Below are 19,211 nucleotides of genomic sequence, written 5' to 3' on the forward strand. Positions count from 1 at the left end.
AGGCTTGCCCGCAGCGGGTGATTCGCGTAAAACTGTCTGCCGCAAATCTTGCCACTCACAACCCATTCACTGGACGATATGTTTCAAGATAACCCGCTGCTGGCGCAGCTTAAACAGCAACTTCACTCTCAGACCCCGCGCGTTGAAGGCGTAGTAAAAGGGACTGAGAAAGGCTTTGGCTTTCTTGAGGTCGACGGTCAAAAGAGCTATTTCATCCCACCGCCGTACATGAAGAAAGTCATGCATGGGGATCGCGTGATCGCCACCCTGCACACCGAGAAAGAACGCGAAATCGCCGAGCCGGAAACCCTGGTCGAGCCATTCCTGTCGCGCTTTGTCGGCCGCGTGCAGAAGCGTGATGACCGCCTGTCCATCGTGCCCGACCATCCGTTGCTGAAAGACGCGATTCAGTGCCGCCCGGTGCGTGAGCTGACCCATAACTTCCAGGCCGGTGACTGGGCGGTAGCGGAAATGCGCCGCCACCCGTTGAAAGGCGATCGCGGCTTCAACGCCGATCTGACCCACTTCATCACCGACGGCGAAGATCATCTGGCTCCTTGGTGGGTCACCCTGGCTCGCCATAATCTGGAAAAAGAAGCGCCTGAGATGGTGGCTATCAGCGAGCCGGACGCCGCGCTGCCTCGTGAAGATCTGACCGCGCTGAATTTTGTCACCATTGACAGCGCCAGCACCGAGGATATGGACGATGCGTTGTTCGTTCAGGACAACGGCGACGGCTCGCTGCAACTGACCATCGCCATTGCCGATCCTACCGCTTACGTAGCGCAAGGCAGCCCGTTGGATGATATCGCCCGCAAGCGCGCCTTCACTAACTACCTGCCGGGCTTCAACATTCCGATGTTGCCGCGCGATCTGTCTGATAACCTGTGCTCGCTGCGCCCGAACGAACGCCGTCCGGTACTGGCTTGCCGCGTCACCATAGGTACCGATGGCGCGTTGGCTGACGACATTCGTTTCTTCGCCGCCGAGATCGAGTCGAAAGCCAAACTGGTTTATGACGAAGTCTCTGACTGGCTGGAGGGCATTGCCGGCTGGCAGCCGCCAAGCGACGAGATTGCACAGCAAATCACCCTGTTGAAACGCGTCTGCGATGCCCGCAACGCCTGGCGCCATCAGCATGCGCTGGTGTTCAAGGATCGCCCTGATTACCGCTTTGTACTGGGCGAAAAAGGCGAAGTGCTGGATATCATCACCGAACAACGCCGCAGCGCCAACCGTATCGTTGAAGAGTGCATGATTGCCTCCAACGTGTGCGCCGCCATCGTTCTGCGCGATCGCCTGGGCTTCGGGATTTACAACGTGCATACCGGTTTCGATCCGGCGCTGGTTGAGCAGGCGGTGACCGTGCTGCAAGCCAACGGTGTGGAAGCCGATGCCGAGAAACTGCTGACGCTGGACGGGTTCTGCGAACTGCGCCGTCATCTGGACTCGCAACCTACCCAGTTCCTCGACAGCCGTATCCGCCGTTCCCAGACTTATGCCGAGATCAGCACCACGCCAGGCCCGCATTTCGGCCTGGGGCTGGAAGCCTATGCCACCTGGACCTCGCCGATCCGTAAATACGGCGATATGGTCAACCACCGCCTGCTGAAAGCCATCATCGCCGAACAGCCTGCCGAAAAACCGCAGGACGACGTGACGGTCCAATTGGCGGAACGCCGTCGTCTTAACCGTATGGCGGAGCGTGACGTCGGTGACTGGCTGTATGCACGCTACCTGCAAGACAAAGCCGGCACCGATGAACGCTTCAATGCGGAAATCATCGACGTGACCCGAGGCGGTCTGCGCGTGCGCCTGCTGGACAATGGTGCGGTCGCCTTTATCCCTGCACCGTTTATTCACTCGGTGCGTGATGAAATGGTCTGCAGCCAGGATACCGGCACGGTGCAAGTGAAAGGCGAAGTCGTCTATCGTCAAAGCGATACTCTGCAGGTCAACATCGCCGAAGTGCGTATGGAAACCCGCAGCGTGATCGCCAAACCGGCGGCATAATCTTGCGCGAGTAGCCCAACGTAATGTAAACACCGGCAGGGAAACCTCCGGTGTTTTTTTTCGTCGGTCGACAGGCCATACCGGTGAAAAGATCCGGATGATGCGAGGCTTCGTTATCGCCCTCTTACGTCCCTTGCAGCTCTCCGCAACAGCGACATCACATTGTTTTTACGCTATTACTCAACCAGCATCACATTTCTCATCCGACCTGCTACTTTTCGCGCGCAAAACTCCTATTTTTAATCTGTATTCATTCTCCATAAGAACATCTCTTTCTTTATCTCTGCACACCAAGGAGTTGTTGATCATGAAAAACGTCAAGTCCGGGATCATCTGGCTGGTGGTGGCGTTAGTCGGTGCATTTGCCTTCGCCATGCTGGCGCTCAGCCGCGGAGAGCATGTTAACGCAGTCTGGCTGGTGGTGGCTGCCGTCGCCTGTTACAGCATCGCTTACCGTTTCTATAGCCTGTTCATCGCCAAGAAAGTGTTTGAGCTTGACGACCGCCGTATGACGCCGGCGGAACGTCGTAACGATGGCCTGGACTATGTCCCGACCAACAAGTGGGTGCTGTTTGGTCACCACTTTGCCGCCATCGCTGGCGCCGGGCCACTGGTGGGGCCGATTTTGGCCGCGCAGATGGGCTTTTTACCGGGCACCATCTGGATCCTGGTCGGCGTAATGCTGGCCGGTGCGGTGCAAGACTTCCTGATCCTGTTCATCTCTACCCGCCGCGACGGCCGCTCGCTGGGTGAAATGGCCAAACAGGAACTTGGCGCCTTCGCTGGGGTGATCACCATGCTTGGTGCTCTGGGCGTAATGATCATCATTTTGTCTGCACTGGCTTTGGTGGTGGTAAAGGCGCTGGCCGACAGCCCGTGGGGGCTGTTCACCATCGCCGCCACCATTCCTATCGCGCTGTTTATGGGCGTGTACATGCGTTTTATCCGGCCGGGGAAAATCGCCGAAATCTCGGTGGTCGGCTTCGTGCTGATGCTGCTGGCGATCATTTACGGCGGCAATGTGGCGCAACACCCTTACTGGGGCCCCTTCTTTACGCTGCATGGCACCACGCTGACCTGGGTGTTGGTGATCTACGGTTTCGTCGCTTCGGTGCTGCCGGTATGGCTGTTGTTGGCGCCCCGTGACTACCTTTCCACCTTTATGAAGATTGGCGTCATTATCGGGCTGGCGATAGGCATCGTCTTTGCCATGCCGGAAATGAAAATGCCTGCGGTATCGCGGTTTATCGACGGCAGCGGCCCGGTATTCGCCGGTTCACTGTTCCCGTTCCTGTTTATCACCATCGCCTGCGGCTCGATTTCCGGCTTCCATGCGCTGGTGTCCAGCGGCACTACGCCGAAACTGGTGGAGCGCGAAAGCCACATCCGTTTTATCGGCTATGGTGCCATGCTGATGGAGTCCTTCGTGGCCATCATGGCGCTGATTTGCGCCTCGGTGATCGACCCCGGAGTTTACTTCGCCATGAACTCTCCGGCGGCGCTGATTGGCACCACGGTGGAAAATGCTTCGCAGGTCATCAACAGCTGGGGCTTTATCATCACGCCGGAAACCCTGACGATGATCGCCAAAGACGTGGGTGAGCATTCGATCCTGTCGCGCGCTGGCGGCGCACCGACCTTTGCTGTGGGGATGGCTCACATCATCACCGAAGTGTTTAACAGCCGCGCTATGATGGCGTTCTGGTATCACTTCGCCATTTTGTTTGAGGCGCTGTTCATTTTGACCGCCGTCGATGCCGGCACCCGCGCCTGCCGTTTTATGGTGCAGGATCTGGTTGGCGTGGCGATCCCTCGGCTGGCCAACAACCGCTCATGGTTCGGTAATCTGGCAGGTACGACGGTGGCCGTCGCCGGTTGGGGTTTCTTTGTTTATCAAGGCGTGGTCGATCCGCTCGGCGGCATCAACACCCTGTGGCCGCTGTTCGGCATCGGCAACCAGATGCTGGCCTCAATGGCGTTGATCCTCGGTACCGTGGTGCTGTTTAAAATGAAAAAACAGCGCTACGCCTGGGTGACCATTCTGCCAACCGTCTGGTTGTTCATTACCTCGATGACCGCCGGCTGGCAAAAAATCTTCCACGAGAAACCCAGCATCGGCTTCCTGGCGCAGGCGAAGAAATTCTCCACCGGCATTGAACAAGGCACACTGATTGCCCCGGCCAAATCGCTGAAAGATATGGAAACCATTGTCTTCAGCAACCAGATTAACGCGGCTTTGTGTGCGTTCTTTATGCTGGTGGCGGTAACCATGCTGGTTTCTGCGTTCTTTGTGATCCGCCGGGCGCTGAATGCCAGCCGACCTACGGCAAATGAGTCGCCAGTCGTCTTGCGTGAAGAAACTAGTTAAGCAGGTTGGTGCCGAATGCTCCCTGCCAATCCTGTTCGAACTGTTCGACCGCCGCCTGTACCGCCGGAGCGGCAAGGAACTGTTCGGCCACATCGACAGGCAAGGTAATGGCCTGGCACCCCGCCAGCAGGCACGCCAGTGCCTGCCGCGGGGTCTTGAAACTGGCGGCCAGCACCCGGGAGCCCGGTGCATGCAACGTCAGCAATTGCTGCAGTTCATGCACCATTTCGATGCCGTCACCGCCCTGCGCGTCCAGCCGGTTAACGTAGGGGGCTACGTATTCCGCGCCGGCCAGCGCCGCCAACAACCCCTGGCCGGCACCGTAGACTGCGGTGCCCAGCGTTGGGATCGACATCGATTTCAGTTTTTTAATCGCCGCCAACCCTTCTGCGGTCGCCGGAATCTTGACCACCAACCCAGGCACTCGCTGATGAAGCAGCGCCGCCTCCGCCACCATGCGCTCGGCATCGTTGGCCATCACTTGGGCAAACAGCTTGCCGGTCCCACCCAGTGCATCACGCAGCGCCGGCAGTACCTCCCAAATGGGTTTCCCCTCTTTGGCGACAATGCTCGGATTGGTAGTGACGCCGTGCAGCGGCAGAATGCGTGCCAGGCGTTTTACAGCATTCACATCAGCGGTATCGAGATAAAGCTCCATTACGAACTCCTGAATCTTCTGTGGGCGAATTCAAACTCTCATCATAGTAGGACAAAAGAACTTATGATTTTTGATCGCAATCAAATCAATTTTCATTCAAAACACCTTTAATATGAAAAATGGCGTAGTTGAATGACGGGTCACTTGCGTTCCCCACTCTGCAGCGCTATTCAATCCCTGCCGATCCGAGCATTCGCAGCGTAGTCTGCTCGCATCGCTGGATATTCCGCTTTCTTTACCGCATCATCTTCTGACGCGCAGGATGGTATTATTGCGCGAACAGAACATACTATTTAAACAATAAATATTAGCGGCCGCACATTGGTAGCCGCACATCAGGTCGATATGAATTCAAGACAACAAACAATTCTGCAATTGGTGAACGAACGCCGAAGGATCAGCGTCAGCGATCTGTCGCGCACCACCGGTGTTTCAGAGGTCACTATCCGTCAGGATTTGAACCTGCTGGAGAAGCGCAGCTATCTGAAACGGGTGCATGGCTCTGCGTTGGCGCTGGAAAGCGACGACGTCGATGCCCGCATGATGTCCAATTTTTCTCTCAAGCAGAAGTTGGCGCGATTTGCCGCTGCGCAGGTTAACGACGGCGAAACCATCTTTATAGAAAGTGGCAGCACCAACGCCCTGTTGGCGCGCTATATCGCCGAGCGCAAAACCATCACGCTGATCACCGTCAGCCATTATATCGCCAACCTGCTAAAAGAGAGCGATTGCGAGGTAATAGTGCTGGGCGGCATGTATCAGAAAAAGAGCGAGACCGTGGTCGGGCCGCTGACGCGCATGTGCATTCAGCAAGTGCATTTCAGCAAGGCGTTCATCGGCATTGACGGTTACCATGCGGAAACCGGCTTTACCGGCCGCGATATGATGCGCGCCGACGTGGTCAACGCCGTGCTGGCGAAGGGCGTGGAAAATATCGTGCTGACAGACTCGTCTAAATTTGGTCAGATCCAGCCCAATCCTTTGGCATTGCATGGCAAGGTTGATCGGGTGATCACCGATTCACGCCTGGAATTGGAGTATCAACATCAGTTGAAACGCCAGGGAATACGGCTGGATAGGGTCGGCGATTAATCGCCTCGAGGAACGGCGGGCATGACTTGCCCGCCTGATGATCACTGTCCGTAATAAGCATTTTTACCGTGCTTGCGCAGGTAGTGCTTATCCAGCAGCGTTTGCTGCATGTTCGCCAGCCCTGGCGTCAACTGGCGTGAAAAAATCCCCATATAGGCAATCTCCTCCAGCACGACGGCATTGTGCACCGCGTTCTCCGCGTCTTTGCCCCAGGTAAACGGCCCGTGCGAATGTACCAGTACCGCCGGCATGCTGGCCGGATCCAATCGCCTTTCGCGGAAGGTTTCGACGATCACCCTGCCGGTCTCCCATTCATAACGCCCGGCGATTTCCTCATCCCGCATTGTTCGCGTACAAGGAATGTCACCGTAGAAGTAATCGGCATGAGTCGTGCCCCAGGCGGGAATATCCTGGCCGGCCTGCGCCCAGATGGTGGCATGTCGCGAATGGGTGTGCACGATGCCGCCGACCGCGTCGAACTCGAGATACAATGCCCGGTGGGTATCACTGTCTGAAGAGGGTTTTTTATTGCCCTCCACCACCTTGCCGCTTTCGAGCTCCACCACAACCATGTCGTCGCGGGTCATCACCCCATACTCCACCCCCGAAGGTTTGATCACCATCAGCCCTGCATGGCGATCAACGGCACTGACGTTGCCCCAGGTGAAGGTCACCAGATGATGGCGTGGCAATGCCAGATTAGCGTCCAATACCTGCTGTTTGAGATCGTTGAGCATTTGTCTTTCCCGGTTAAGCCTGTCTGCGAATATTGTCTGTAGGCCGGCGACGGGGCGGTATGGCATAAATCGCTAAAGACCGCGTAGGCTTCTGCTGGATGCGGAGTTCTGTGGGGTTAGCGGCGATTCGCTCATATCAACGAAGGAGAGGCATCTGGAATTTCGGACTATTTACCTGTTTATTGACCAACGGAAGCTTATAGTGAATTTGGGCAGAGAGACCGCTTTCAACTTTTTATTGTTCTGCCTTTAACAAATAATGCCATTTTTTATATCGATACTGTATGGGAGCCGATAGCAGGCCGAATTTATGGTTCACGCCTATACTTAAAGGGCACTTCCATATAGCCAATGCTAAGGAGAAGTCATTATGATGATTATCAATAAACGTTTCGCCACCGCCGCTCTGGCACTGACTCTGGCGTTTTCACTCAGCGCTTGTTCCAACATGTCCAAACGCGACCGTAACACCGCAATTGGTGCCGGCGCAGGGGCCGTAGGCGGCGCAGTGCTGACCGATGGCAGCGCATTGGGTACGCTTGGTGGGGCCGCCGTTGGGGGTATCATTGGTCATCAGGTAGGTAAATAACCTGCCCGGCCACTTCATCTACCTCTGCCGACAGGCTGGCAAAAGCGCTTTCGCTTTGACGTATTAAGCATAATAAAGATTATTTCAGGTCTGTTTTACCTTCAAGCCATGGCATTTTCGCCATCGACGGGCTCCGGTCCGACAGCTCGACCTAAGCCATGCCGCAGCTATTGCACCGCGGCATGGCACTCCGCCTGCGGCAGTTAACCGCCCGCCAGCTTGACCTTCATTCCTTTGGCTTCCAGCAACTGCTTAAGCAGATCGCGCTTATCGCCCTGGATCTCGATCACCGCGTCTTTGACCGAACCGCCACAGCCACATTTCTTCTTCAGCTCTGCCGCCAGCTTTTCCATCGCCGCATCGTCCAAATCAATTCCGGTGATCAGGCAAACGCCTTTCCCCTTGCGTCCGCTGGTCTGGCGCTGAATGCGCACGATGCCGTCTCCCTTGGCTCGCTGCGGTTTGGCCTCTTCTTGCTTGATACGTCCGCTGTCGGTGGAATAAACCAGCCGGCTATTGTCGTCATTCATCTCGAGCCCCTCAGACCAGGGAAGCGCGAATAGCGCTCAGCGTAGCGGCAGGATCGGCGGATTGGGTGATCGGACGCCCAATCACCATATAATCTACCCCGGCGGCCTGCGCCTGCACCGGCGTCATAATGCGGCGCTGATCGCCGGCTGCGCTGCCCTCTGGACGAATGCCTGGCGTGACCAGTTGGAACTGACGCCCGCAGGCCGCTTTCAACCGTTCAGCTTCATGCGCCGAACAGACAACGCCGTCCAGCCCGCAATCACGGGTCAAACGCGCCAGCCGCTCAGCCTGTTCAGCCGGGGAAATGTTGATGCCGATAGCTTGCAGATCCTCCGCCTCCATACTGGTAAGAACGGTAACGGCGATCAACAGCGGCGCCTCTGCGCCATAAGGCAGCAACGCTTCTTTAGCCGCGGTCATCATACGTGCGCCGCCGCTGGCGTGGACGTTAACCATCCATACGCCCAGTTCGGCCGCGGCCGCTACCGCATGGGCCGTGGTATTGGGGATATCGTGGAATTTTAAATCCAGGAATACGTCGAAGCCACGAGCGTGCAAGTCACGCACCAATTGCGGCCCAAACAGGGTGAACATTTCTTTGCCCACTTTTAACCGGCAGTCCTGTGGATTAATGCGATCGACAAACGCCAATGCGGCGCCAATATCTGCGTAATCCAACGCAACGATGATTGGAGATGATCTTAAGTCATTGTTATTAATGTTATTTTCAGACTTCATTTCTTCTACCTTCTTTAAAATGGACATAACCAGGTAACAACCCACCAAACTGACCGCCGCATTCTACATGCCGGCCGGCAGAAATCCCAGCCGCAGCGCACCCTGCCGTTAAGTAATGTTAATCCATCGTTCGTCATCAAGCGTCAATAAAGCCTCAAAACCAATAGCGCAGGCTGCGTAAAGCGCCGTAAAGATGCGTAAATTATCAATCAGATATTTTGAACAAGATACTCAGCATTATCAGATTTTAAATCCTCATGGATGCTTTATTATTCAACTCATCGGAAGCGAACTGCTTCCAACCTAAAAAAACTGACTGGAGTCACCCATGAAAACCATCAAATATTTTGCAACTGCTGCCGCCATCGCCCTGACCTCTTTCGCTACCTTCGCCGCTGAGCCGGTTAATTTGCAGCAGGCTAACGACCTGGCCCCTGCCGGCGTAGTCTCCGCAGGCCACGCGACGACCCTGAGCGGTCTGGAAGCCAAACTGGCGGCGAAAGCAGAAGCCCAGGGCGCCAGCAGCTACCGTATTATCTCCGCCGGTGGTAACAACTTGCTGAGCGGTACTGCCATCATTTACAAGTAATTCTCTTCGCTATAGGGCCCGGCACGCCGGGCTCTGCCTATTTCCCCGCCATTACGTTCATTATTCCCGCGCTCAATGTTACATAAATATTAAATTTTTATTACACTCTAGACTCTTACTCATTACTGGCTTAGCTTGAAGGTATCTTCCCGCAGAAAGGCTTCAAAATGAGCGAGATATCTACACTAACCATCAAAATCCCTCTGGAACTCAAAGAGAAAATTCGTGCTATTGCCGCTGATAACCAACTCTCTCTGAGTGCTGAGGTGTGTCAACGCCTTGAAAGCAGCTTCGAAGCGCCGGTTAAAGCGGAAAAAACCGCTAAAAAATCGGATGAGCTGCACCACGGCGAAATCGATAATCAGGGGATTGAAGAAGAAATCGAACAGCCTCTGAATCAAAAAGAATTGAAAAAGCTGCGTCAGTTGCTGAAAGGCGGCGTGAAAGCAGGCAAGAAAAAGTAATTCCGTCTACTACGAAAAACGGGGCGTTCATCGCCCCGTTTTTTATTGCCCATCCAGCCCTCGAATCGGCTTAACCGATGCCCAGGCCCGACATGACGGGCAATGCCAATAAAGTGAATGCGCGGTAAAACCGCATTTATGGCAACGATAGCGCGGCTTGGTGCGGATTTGCTCACCCACCATGTCCCGCAGCAGCAGCAGGCTCTCTTTTGCGCGCCCATCTTCGGCGTCCGCAAGGTGGTAATCCATCAGGCGGTAAAACACGCGCATGGTCGGATGACGCTGTAACTGACGGTTGATATACACCTGAACTACGTCGCGCCCTTCATGCTGTTCGATGATCTCCGCCAGCATCAGTTCGGCGGTCGCGCCCGTATTTTCCTCAACGCAACGTTTGAGGAACTCCGCCCAATCCTGCTGGTTTTCCAAATGCTGATAACATTCATGCAGCATAGGCAGCGTTTCGCTTACCAGCTCTTTATCCTGATTCAGCACCCGCTGCAGAGACTCGACCGCTTTGGCGTATTCAGCCTGCGCCATGTAAATGCGGCCGACCATAATCGACACACGGGCGCACTGTTTATCCGCCGAGGCCGCACGTTTCAGCAGGCTCATCGCCTTATCGAGATCGTCACTGCCCATTGCCTGGAGCGCCAGCTCACAGTAGAAATGCGCGATCTCGATACGTTGTTTGTCTTTACCCAGCTTGACCAGTTTTTCCGCCACGTCGATCGCTTTCAGCCAGTCGCTGGTTGCCTGGTGGATAACCAGTAATTGCTGCAGCGCCGAGATACGGAAATCCTCTTCACCGACCAACTGGCCAAACATGTCTTCCGCGCGATCGTACATGCCGGCGGCCATATAGTCGCGGCCCAGCTGTTGTACCGCCAGCAGGCGTTGTTCGAAAGTGAGAGAAGCGCTTTCCATCAGCGCCTGATGGATGCGTATTGCGCGGTCGACCTCGCCGCGCGAGCGGAACAGGTTACCCAGCGTCAGGTGGGCCTCAACGGTGGTGCTGTCCTCTTTCAACATATCGAGGAACAGATCGACCGCTTTATCCTGCTGATTGGAAAGCAGGAAGTTAACCCCGGCCACGTACTCACGCGACAGGCGGTTGGCTTCCTGTTGTTTATCCTGTTGAGCACTTCTGCGCCCCATGTACCAACCGTACGCGGCAGCCACGGGCAGCAACAGAAACAACAGCTCTAACATAGAAGATTATTCCTTGCTGACAACGGACTGAGCTGCCGGCTCAGCAGGTTGTTCAAGCTGCAGTTCCAGCCTCTTGATTTTGCGTTCGGCTCGCCCCAACGCAATGCGGGTACGCAGATAAAACAGGCCGCAAATGACCCAGCCGAGAACAAAACCGGCGCCAAACAACGCAGCCAACAGGGTCGATATACGATAATCACCCTGCGCAACCAGGTAATTAAAACTCACAACCTGATCGTTATGCGCGCCCAACGTGACAGAAATCACGAAAACCACCAGAACCAACAAAAAAATCAGCAAATATTTCACATTCTTTCCCGCGATGCCGAGTTAATCGGATGAATTATACCCGATGTATTTCAAGTTGCCGCCTGGCGGCGACTTGAAAGACGAAAGGTATATGCCAATACGTGGCGTCCCTCCCATTAAGTTAGCATTTCCCATCGTGCCAGGGAAACCCTGCGGCACGATAAAACCAGATATCTGCCGGCATATTCGGCAGTAAATGGCGCTCCCGGGGAAATTAATGAGAAAGCTTCTCAAAATAATGAATTTATAAAGATATGGGGGCAATCATAGCAATTGCAATGATTGGCGAATGTAAGAGATTAATACGGCGCCTTATCGGCGCCGTATTAAGTGACAATGTCACCTAATGTTTCCTTCCGGACGTTCTTTCCACCACTTCCTGTTGCTCCTGAGGAGGCAGCGTCAGCGGGCCAAACCAGCGCTGCGCCAGCCAGCAGGCAATCGTCACCAGCAGCCAACTGATCAATGTCGCCATCGCCAGGTCGCGTGGCCAGTGCATGCCCAGCAGCAAACGGCTGCCCATCACGCCGCTCGCCCACAGCATCAGCAATGCGACGGTTTTGTAATGACGGCGCGGCCACAACAGCCCCACTCCCAGCAATGCCCAGGTGGCGGCGAACAGGGTATGCCCTGAAGGAAAGGCAAAGCCGGTTTCAAACTGCCAGTGCTTGCGCAGCCAGACGGGCACCAGCGGCTGATCATGCAACTGTTCCGCCACCAGCGCGCTGCGCTCTTTGCGAGGCAGCGAGTAAAAGTATTTTTCGTCCACGCCGTGATTTTGCTCCAGCCAGACGACAAAAGGCCGTGGCTCCTGTACACGATCCTTGATCATTGATTTAACGCCCTGGCCGATCAATACCGCGGCAGAGAGTAAAATGACCAGACCTATGGCTGCCTTGAGGCGAAAGCGCAGACACCAAAGAAACCAGGCGGAGAGAATGATGCTGGTGATGATTCCCCACGGCGAGGTCACGGTTTCGGTGATCCAATAAAGGCCTTTCAGCAAGGGGTCGTTACCGCCCGGCTGCCATTGCCAGCCGGATAACCACACGGCCAGCGGCATCAGCAACAGCACTATCGCCCCCGCTGCCGTACGTTTTGCTATCTCAAACATTCCAGGTTTCCTTTGTTTAAGCCAAAGGTCAGTGTAACAATCTTGCAATATCGATAACACTCGAAAAATTAAACAGATAACAAACCTGTCGCAATAATAATGAGCTGAAAACGCCGGATGCTGGTTTGCTGAGCACCTCAGGGCAAGAAGTTATGGCAAAATAACCGATAATTAACGAAATAGAGATCGTCGTTGCGCGTTTTAATACTGGTCAGGTCACTGCGTCGGACGTAGGATGCGCAACAATGATTGAATCGGATGTGTTTGTGGAGAGCAACATGCAGCTTAAACGGGTGGCAGAGGCAAAACTGCCAACACCTTGGGGCGATTTCCTGATGGTAGGATTCGAAGAACTGGCTACCGGGCACGATCATCTGGCGCTGGTCTTCGGTGATATTACCGGCGCGACGCCGGTACTCTCACGCGTACATTCTGAATGTCTGACCGGCGATGCGTTATTCAGCCTGCGCTGCGACTGCGGTTTCCAGCTGGAAGCGGCGTTGGAGCATATCGCAGAAGAAGGCCGCGGCATCCTGCTCTATCACCGCCAGGAAGGTCGCAATATCGGTTTGCTGAACAAGATCCGCGCTTATGCCTTGCAGGACAAGGGCGCCGATACCGTAGAGGCCAACCATCAACTCGGCTTTGCCGCTGATGAGCGTGATTTCACCCTGTGTGCGGACATGTTCAAATTGCTGGGCGTGGACGCGGTGCGTTTGTTGACCAACAACCCGAAAAAGGTTGAGATCCTGACCGAGGCGGGGATCAACATCACCGAGCGCGTGCCGTTGATCGTCGGCCGCAATCCAAAAAATGAACGCTACCTGGCGACCAAAGCCGCCAAAATGGGCCATTTGCTGGACCAGAAGTAATTTCCCTTCAAAAAATCAGGGCGCCATCAAAGGCGCCCTTTCTTATTACCCTACTCTTACAGCATTTTCCTGATCACATAGTGCAGAATGCCGTCGTTCTCGTAGTAGGTCAGCTCATTGCCGGTATCGATACGGCAGCGGGTATTGACCACGTCCTGACGACCATCCGCATAAGTGATATGCACCGGCACCGTCTGCCCCGGCTTCAGCGTTTGCAAGCCGCTTACGCTGATCTGCTCATCCCCGCTCAGCCCCAGTGTTTTGCGGTTGACGCCTGCCGGGAACTCCAGCGGCAGAATGCCCATACCGATCAGGTTCGAACGATGGATACGCTCGAAGGACTCGGCAATCACCACCCTCACGCCCAGCAGACGCGGCCCCTTCGCCGCCCAGTCACGGCTGGAGCCGGAGCCATACTCTTTCCCGGCAATGACCGCCAGCGGCACCTGCTCCTGCTGATACTGCATGGCGGCATCGTAGATCGACAGCTGATTTTGCGACGGAATATGGCGGGTGTAGCCTCCTTCAACCCCCGGCACCATTTCGTTGCGGATACGGATATTGGCAAAGGTGCCGCGCATCATCACTTCGTGGTTACCACGACGCGAACCGTATGAGTTGAAGTCCTGCGCCGCGACACCGCGATCGCTCAGGTAGCGCCCCGCGGGGCTGTCACGCTTGATATTCCCCGCCGGGGAGATGTGGTCGGTGGTCACAGAATCCGCCAGAATGGCAAGAATGCGCGCATTCTTGATATCCTGCACCGGATCCGGTTTCACCTGCATGGTGCTGAAGAACGGCGGGTGGCGGATATAGGTGGAATCAGCCTGCCATTGATAGGTGGCCGATCCGGTTACCTGAATCGCCTGCCAATTGGCGTCGCCGTCAAACACCGCGCCATATTCCTTGTGGAACATTTCGGTGCGAACCTGCTCCACCGCCAGAGCAATGTCCTGGCTACTCGGCCAGATATCCTTCAGATAAACCGGCTTGCCGTCACGCCCGTCACCTAGCGGCTCTTTGGTCAGATCAATCTTCATGCTGCCTGCCAGCGCATAGGCCACCACCAGCGGCGGCGAGGCCAGCCAGTTGGTTTTCACCAGTGGGTGGATGCGTCCTTCAAAGTTGCGGTTACCCGACAGCACCGCGCCCACGGTAAGATCGCCCTCTTTGATCGCCTGCTCGATGGGCTCAGGCAATGGCCCTGAGTTGCCGATACAGGTGGTGCATCCATAACCCACCAGATTAAAACCCAGCTCTTCAAGGTATGGCGTCAGTTTGGCGCTGTCGAAATAATCGGTGACGACCTTGGAGCCTGGCGCCAGAGAAGTCTTCACCCAAGGCTTGGTCCGCAACCCTTTGTTCACCGCATTCTTCGCCAACAGGCCGGCGGCCATCATCACGCTGGGGTTGGAGGTATTGGTGCATGAGGTGATCGCCGCGATCACGACCGCACCATTGTGCAGTTCGTGCTCCCGGCCACTGAGGGTAAAGGATTTGAATTCCGACTTGCTCTTCTGGCTGGCGATGTCCAATTCGGTTGCAGCATTAAACGCCTTCGGCACATCCGGTAGCGCCACCCGATCCTGCGGGCGTTTCGGCCCGGCGAGGCTGGCTACCACCGTCGACATATCTAAAGCCAAGGTACTGGTAAATACCGGTTCGTCGCCCGGATGGCGCCACATGCCCTGCACTTTGGCGTAGGTTTCCACCAGCACAATTTGCTCATCGCTACGGCCGCTCAATTTCATGTAGCCGAGTGTGACTTCATCCACCGGGAAGAAACCGCAGGTGGCGCCAAACTCCGGCGACATATTGGCGATGGTCGCCCGATCGGCCAACGGCAAGCTGGCCAGCCCATCACCGTAGAATTCAACGAATTTGCCGACCACGCCGTGCTTGCGCAGCATTTGGGTCACCGTCAACACCAGGTCAGTAGCGGTGATGCCTTCGCTGAGTTTGCCCGTCAGCTTGAAACCCACCACATCTGGGATCAGCATGGATACAGGCTGGCCGAGCATCGCCGCTTCAGCCTCAATGCCGCCAACGCCCCAACCGAGAATACCCAGACCGTTAATCATGGTGGTGTGAGAGTCGGTGCCGACCAGGGTGTCCGGGTAGGCAACGTGCCTGCCGCTTTCGTCAGTGTGCCACACCGTCTGGCCGAGATATTCCAGGTTAACCTGGTGACAGATGCCGGTGCCTGGCGGCACCACGCGGAAGCGGTTGAAGGCTTTCTGCCCCCAACGCAGGAAAGTGTAGCGCTCGTGATTGCGCTCCATTTCGATACGCACGTTTTCTTCAAACGCATCGTCGTCACCGAACTCATCCACGGTGACCGAGTGGTCAATCACCAGATCAACCGGCGACAGCGGGTTAACCTGGTCAACATTGCCCCCCAACCGCTGCACCGCTTCGCGCATGGCGGCCAGATCCACCACCGCAGGCACGCCGGTAAAGTCCTGCATCAAGACGCGCGCCGGGCGGTAGGCAATTTCGCGATCGGCATGGCCGGTTTGCAACCAATCGACGATGGCTTGCAGATCCTCAACCTGCACGGTGTCGCCATCCACATGACGCAGCAGGTTTTCCAACAGCACTTTCATTGATTTTGGCAGCCGGTCGATATCACCCAACTGTTTCGCCGCCAATGGCAGACTGTAGTAGTAATACTCGCTGTTCAACGCAACCAGCTTATCCAGACTCGTTTCTCTAAGATCGGACGACATAGCTCCTCCATTTCTTATTATGACTAAAACAGGGTAATCACTGAGGTCTTGTTTAAAGATACCACATAGAGAAATTAACGTTTTGATAACAACACGTTTTGATCAGAACGATAGGCAGAAGCAATCAAGTGAGCGAAGTGACGTTGGCTCAACAAGTTAATCGCCAATGTTTATTGAACCCTGACAGGGCCCGAACAAAGTGCCTCTCCTTTCCCCCGACGCTACTCTTCACAGGCAAAGTCATGCAGCAGGTACAACCATCTGGCCCCCCTGCCTTGCATGTCAATTTTTCATTACATGGGAAGAAAAATATGGCCGAGACTAAAATCAATACGCTTGCAGATGTGGCTGCATTAAGGGCTACCGAACCAGAATCAGAAGGTCAGGTGATTTTGTTACGCGGCACTGCCGATCGCGTGCTTTTCTATGTTTATAAAGCAGGCGACAACACGGCTGATGACGGTACATTGACGGTAGTCACTCAGGCGGGCAAACGCTGGCGTTTGGTTCGAGACGGTAATACGCTCGAACTTGTCTGGTTTAAGACCGTCAATAACAGTTGGGACCAAGCAATGGAGACATTGCTCAACCATGCCTCGACGATCAATGGGAATGCAGCCAAAATTGTGTTTCCGCGTGGAACAGTGAATTTTAAAAAACCTATAGTGCTGGATTACAGCAAAGATTGGTTTTTGGAAGGGCAAGGCGGCCACGGCGCTTCAGGTACCGTGCTCGACTTTAATATTCCGCGCAGCGCAGGCTATGGTGATTACGGTGCTATCCATTGCTGGGGCGAACCTTTTGGATTCCAACAGCTCACTCTGCGCAACCTGATGGTACAAGGGATTGGTACCAGCATCGTTGATCCCACCCAAGACGAAAAAGGTCGGGCATACTGCCACGGCGTCTATTGTCGTACCACTGCCACCATGTGGGAAGATGTCGCTATACAAAACTTCCGGGGTTCAGCGTTGTACCTCGACAATGCCTTCGATAACAACTTCAACCGGGTTTCCGTTTTTGCCTCTGGCCGTATGAAGGACGGTTACAGCTACACCAACCTTGACGATGTCGCCAACCCAGACGCTACCGCTTACCCACCCTTGTTAATCATGAGCACCCGCCCTGGCGATCAAAGTAATTTTAACCGCTTTTTTGATGGTTCTATCGAGCTGAACAACGTTACGCCGTTTGTTGAGGTCCGTGGCGGCATTCAAATGCACTTTACGCGAATGCACGCTGAACGCCCCGGTGGGGGTGACGCTGAAGGCCATTGGCCATTAGGGACCTTCATCAAAGTGGGGGGGGAGATTTGGCTAACCGAATGCGGCATTAGCAATTTCACGCGCGCCGTTTCTTACGGTCCATATGCTCAAATGGTGATCAATGGTTGTCACCGCCTTTCAGGGGATATTTATCCTTACGATACGACAACGATTGGCAACGGTCGTATCAAACTCGATAACACCCTCTGCAGCGGTTTGTATATATCAGGCAATATTCAGGGCGATTACCAGATCAGCAACAGCGTGCTGAATTACCTGAGGACAGTTGTGATATCGGGTTCAACTCTGGTTACCAACTGCAGGATCAACGGCGATGTGACGGTCGCTGCAGCAGCAGGCACACCGCTCGGTTCCGCTGGCGGAGTCAAAATTAGCAATAGTCAGATTACCGGTAGCCTTATCGCGGGCACCACGGCACAGCGAGTTAGCGTTGCCGGCTGCCATATTTTCGGCGATCTGACGTTACCGGGCGCCAATTGCAGCGCTGTACATAACGTGGTGATCGGGAAAGAATCCATTGCGGCTACGGGAAATAACATCAGCATCGGCAAAACCTCTCCGGCCATTATTTATGTTGATAACAGCTATACCGAAATCAGCGGCACCATTCAAAAAGGAGCACTAATTCTGAAGCGTGAGGCGTTGGCCAACCAGTCACCAGGCTGGGTGTGTACATTCAGCGGTGCTCAGGGTTCTGGACTGAAAGTGGCGCCATTAGCCACTTTGGGGGCAGAGGTTTGACATTTCAGCAGCCTTGTTATTCACGGGATTGCCCGTATGAACTGGAGACTTTTTGACCAGTTATGGTATTACCAACTTACTGATTGCTGATACGCGGTAAAAAGCAAAAACGGGAGGGGGAACCCTCCCGTTTCTCTAAGTGAAAGCGGGTATACGGCGTTTACTTAATCGGCAGCTTGATGTCTTTGAACATCGCTTCGATCTCTTCGTTGGATCGCAGTGCTACCGCGTTGTCGACCACGTCGCGAGTCAGGTGCGGTGCAAAGCGCTGGATAAAATCGTACATGTAGCTGCGCAGGAAGGTGCTGCGACGGAAGCCGATTTTGGTGGTGCTGTAAGTGAAGATATCACGCGCATCCACGGTCACCAGATCCGGATCCTGCACCGGATCCACCGCCATGCTGGCGATCACCCCGACCCCTAATCCCAGACGCACGTAAGTTTTGATCACATCGGCATCCGTTGCGGTGAATACGATGCGTGGCGTCAGGCCGGCACGGTTGAACGCCGTGTCCAACTCGGAGCGACCGGTAAAGCCGAAGGTATAGGTGACGATCGGGTACGCCGCCAATTCTTCAATGGTGATATGACTTTTGCCGGCCAATGGGTGATCGGGCTTCACTACCACCGCACGGTTCCAGTGGTAACAAGGCAGCATGATTAAGTCGTCGTAAAGATGCAGCGCTTCGGTGGCAATGGCAAAGTCTGCATTGCCTTTAGATACCGCTTCCGCTATTTGGGTCGGCGACCCCTGGTGCATGTGCAACGAAACGCGCGGATAACGCTCGATAAAGCCTTTGATGACGTTAGGCAACGCATAACGCGCCTGGGTATGGGTAGTCGCGACGTACAGCGAACCTTTATCCGGATAGGTGTGCTCGCCGGCGACGGCTTTGATCGCATCCACTTTGGACAGAACTTCACGCGCGATGCGGATGATTTCCTGGCCTGCGGGGGTAACCTGGGTAAGGTGTTTTCCGCTGCGAGCGAAAATCTGGATACCCAACTCATCTTCCAGCATTCGCACTTGCTTGCTGATACCGGGTTGTGAAGTGTAAAGCCCTTCTGCCGTCGAGGAGACATTCAGGTTGTGGTTAACCACTTCCACAATGTAACGAAGCTGCTGCAATTTCATATCTTATACCATCCTAGGTTAAACACTGCGGCTT

Annotated in this window: 17 protein-coding genes and 1 pseudogene; 9 read left to right on the plus strand and 9 right to left on the minus strand. The window is 54.8% G+C overall.

Translation table 11 applies throughout. The features are described from left to right. Positions 1 to 78: 78 nt before the first annotated feature. Both SPL01S_RS15495 and SPL01S_RS15500 read left to right on the plus strand, forming a co-directional pair. Positions 79 to 2,013 carry an exoribonuclease II gene (locus SPL01S_RS15495; RefSeq protein ID WP_063201048.1) on the plus strand — a complete coding sequence of 645 codons (1,935 nt, stop codon included), beginning with the start codon at positions 79 to 81 and terminating at the stop codon, positions 2,011 to 2,013. Between the two features lie 307 nt (positions 2,014 to 2,320). Then, the gene (locus SPL01S_RS15500; RefSeq protein WP_062871012.1) at positions 2,321 to 4,381 is read left to right on the plus strand and encodes a carbon starvation CstA family protein; all 2,061 of its coding nucleotides are present in this window, start codon (positions 2,321 to 2,323) and stop codon (positions 4,379 to 4,381) included. On the opposite strand, the gene fsa is transcribed toward SPL01S_RS15500, so the two are convergent. After that, complete coding sequence (fsa, locus tag SPL01S_RS15505) at positions 4,374 to 5,039, minus strand: fructose-6-phosphate aldolase (RefSeq protein ID WP_004945165.1); 666 nt, start codon at positions 5,037 to 5,039, stop codon at positions 4,374 to 4,376. The genes SPL01S_RS15500 and fsa overlap by 8 nt on opposite strands. A gap of 210 nt (positions 5,040 to 5,249) precedes the next feature. Between fsa and SPL01S_RS25850 the strand changes: the two are divergent. Beyond that, positions 5,250 to 5,336: pseudogene (locus SPL01S_RS25850) on the plus strand (hypothetical protein); the annotation flags it as partial. Between the two features lie 48 nt (positions 5,337 to 5,384). Beyond that, positions 5,385 to 6,131: a DeoR/GlpR family DNA-binding transcription regulator gene (locus tag SPL01S_RS15510; RefSeq protein ID WP_020439138.1), complete on the plus strand. Its 747-nt coding sequence runs from the start codon at positions 5,385 to 5,387 to the stop codon at positions 6,129 to 6,131. A 41-nt stretch (positions 6,132 to 6,172) separates the two neighbouring features. Here the strand turns inward: SPL01S_RS15510 and araD are convergent, their stop codons facing one another. Further along, on the minus strand, positions 6,173 to 6,868 hold the full coding sequence (araD, locus tag SPL01S_RS15515) for an L-ribulose-5-phosphate 4-epimerase (protein ID WP_063201051.1): 696 nt from the start codon (positions 6,866 to 6,868) through the stop codon (positions 6,173 to 6,175). Positions 6,869 to 7,238: 370 nt separating this feature from the next. On the opposite strand from araD, the gene osmB reads away from it, so the two are divergent. Further along, positions 7,239 to 7,457, plus strand: a complete 219-nt coding sequence (gene osmB, locus SPL01S_RS15520; protein ID WP_004945176.1) for an osmotically-inducible lipoprotein OsmB — start codon at positions 7,239 to 7,241, stop codon at positions 7,455 to 7,457. Positions 7,458 to 7,660: 203 nt separating this feature from the next. On the opposite strand, the gene yciH is transcribed toward osmB, so the two are convergent. Both yciH and pyrF read right to left on the minus strand, forming a co-directional pair. Continuing rightward, positions 7,661 to 7,987, minus strand: coding sequence for a stress response translation initiation inhibitor YciH (gene yciH / locus SPL01S_RS15525; protein WP_063201055.1), 327 nt, complete (start codon positions 7,985 to 7,987; stop codon positions 7,661 to 7,663). A gap of 10 nt (positions 7,988 to 7,997) precedes the next feature. After that, positions 7,998 to 8,726 carry an orotidine-5'-phosphate decarboxylase gene (gene pyrF / locus SPL01S_RS15530; RefSeq protein WP_020439140.1) on the minus strand — a complete coding sequence of 243 codons (729 nt, stop codon included), beginning with the start codon at positions 8,724 to 8,726 and terminating at the stop codon, positions 7,998 to 8,000. Positions 8,727 to 9,054: 328 nt separating this feature from the next. Between pyrF and bhsA the strand changes: the two genes are divergently transcribed. Together bhsA and SPL01S_RS15540 are read left to right on the plus strand one after the other, a co-directional pair. After that, entirely contained in the window at positions 9,055 to 9,315 is a 261-nt protein-coding gene (bhsA, locus tag SPL01S_RS15535; protein ID WP_004945185.1) for a multiple stress resistance protein BhsA, read from the plus strand. 167 nt (positions 9,316 to 9,482) lie between these two features. Continuing rightward, positions 9,483 to 9,779 (plus strand): Arc family DNA-binding protein, encoded by a 297-nt coding sequence (locus SPL01S_RS15540; protein WP_004945188.1) that lies wholly within the window; start codon positions 9,483 to 9,485, stop codon positions 9,777 to 9,779. Between the two features lie 42 nt (positions 9,780 to 9,821). Here the strand turns inward: SPL01S_RS15540 and lapB are convergent, their stop codons facing one another. The 3 genes from lapB to pgpB all read right to left on the minus strand — a co-directional run bounded on the left by lapB (position 9,822) and on the right by pgpB (position 12,414). Then, complete coding sequence (gene lapB / locus SPL01S_RS15545) at positions 9,822 to 10,991, minus strand: lipopolysaccharide assembly protein LapB (RefSeq protein WP_004945190.1); 1,170 nt, start codon at positions 10,989 to 10,991, stop codon at positions 9,822 to 9,824. Positions 10,992 to 10,997: 6 nt separating this feature from the next. Continuing rightward, positions 10,998 to 11,300 carry a LapA family protein gene (locus tag SPL01S_RS15550; protein ID WP_020439141.1) on the minus strand — a complete coding sequence of 101 codons (303 nt, stop codon included), beginning with the start codon at positions 11,298 to 11,300 and terminating at the stop codon, positions 10,998 to 11,000. Positions 11,301 to 11,643: 343 nt separating this feature from the next. Continuing rightward, positions 11,644 to 12,414, minus strand: a complete 771-nt coding sequence (gene pgpB, locus SPL01S_RS15555; protein ID WP_063201058.1) for a phosphatidylglycerophosphatase B — start codon at positions 12,412 to 12,414, stop codon at positions 11,644 to 11,646. Positions 12,415 to 12,692: 278 nt separating this feature from the next. Here pgpB and ribA point away from each other — a divergent pair, with 278 nt between their 5' ends. Next, positions 12,693 to 13,286, plus strand: a complete 594-nt coding sequence (gene ribA / locus SPL01S_RS15560; protein WP_006325706.1) for a GTP cyclohydrolase II — start codon at positions 12,693 to 12,695, stop codon at positions 13,284 to 13,286. A 56-nt stretch (positions 13,287 to 13,342) separates the two neighbouring features. On the opposite strand, the gene acnA is transcribed toward ribA, so the two are convergent. Continuing rightward, entirely contained in the window at positions 13,343 to 16,015 is a 2,673-nt protein-coding gene (gene acnA, locus SPL01S_RS15565; protein ID WP_063201061.1) for an aconitate hydratase AcnA, read from the minus strand. Between the two features lie 242 nt (positions 16,016 to 16,257). On the opposite strand from acnA, the gene SPL01S_RS15570 reads away from it, so the two are divergent. Next, a complete protein-coding gene (locus SPL01S_RS15570; RefSeq protein ID WP_147424936.1) occupies positions 16,258 to 18,042 on the plus strand; it encodes a putative phage tail protein in 1,785 nt (594 codons plus the stop codon). Positions 18,043 to 18,202: 160 nt separating this feature from the next. On the opposite strand, the gene cysB is transcribed toward SPL01S_RS15570, so the two are convergent. Beyond that, positions 18,203 to 19,177 (minus strand): HTH-type transcriptional regulator CysB, encoded by a 975-nt coding sequence (gene cysB, locus SPL01S_RS15575; protein WP_004945202.1) that lies wholly within the window; start codon positions 19,175 to 19,177, stop codon positions 18,203 to 18,205. Positions 19,178 to 19,211 lie beyond the last annotated feature (34 nt).

The organism is Serratia plymuthica NBRC 102599, assembly GCF_001590925.1.
GTDB classification, from domain to species: domain Bacteria; phylum Pseudomonadota; class Gammaproteobacteria; order Enterobacterales; family Enterobacteriaceae; genus Serratia; species Serratia plymuthica.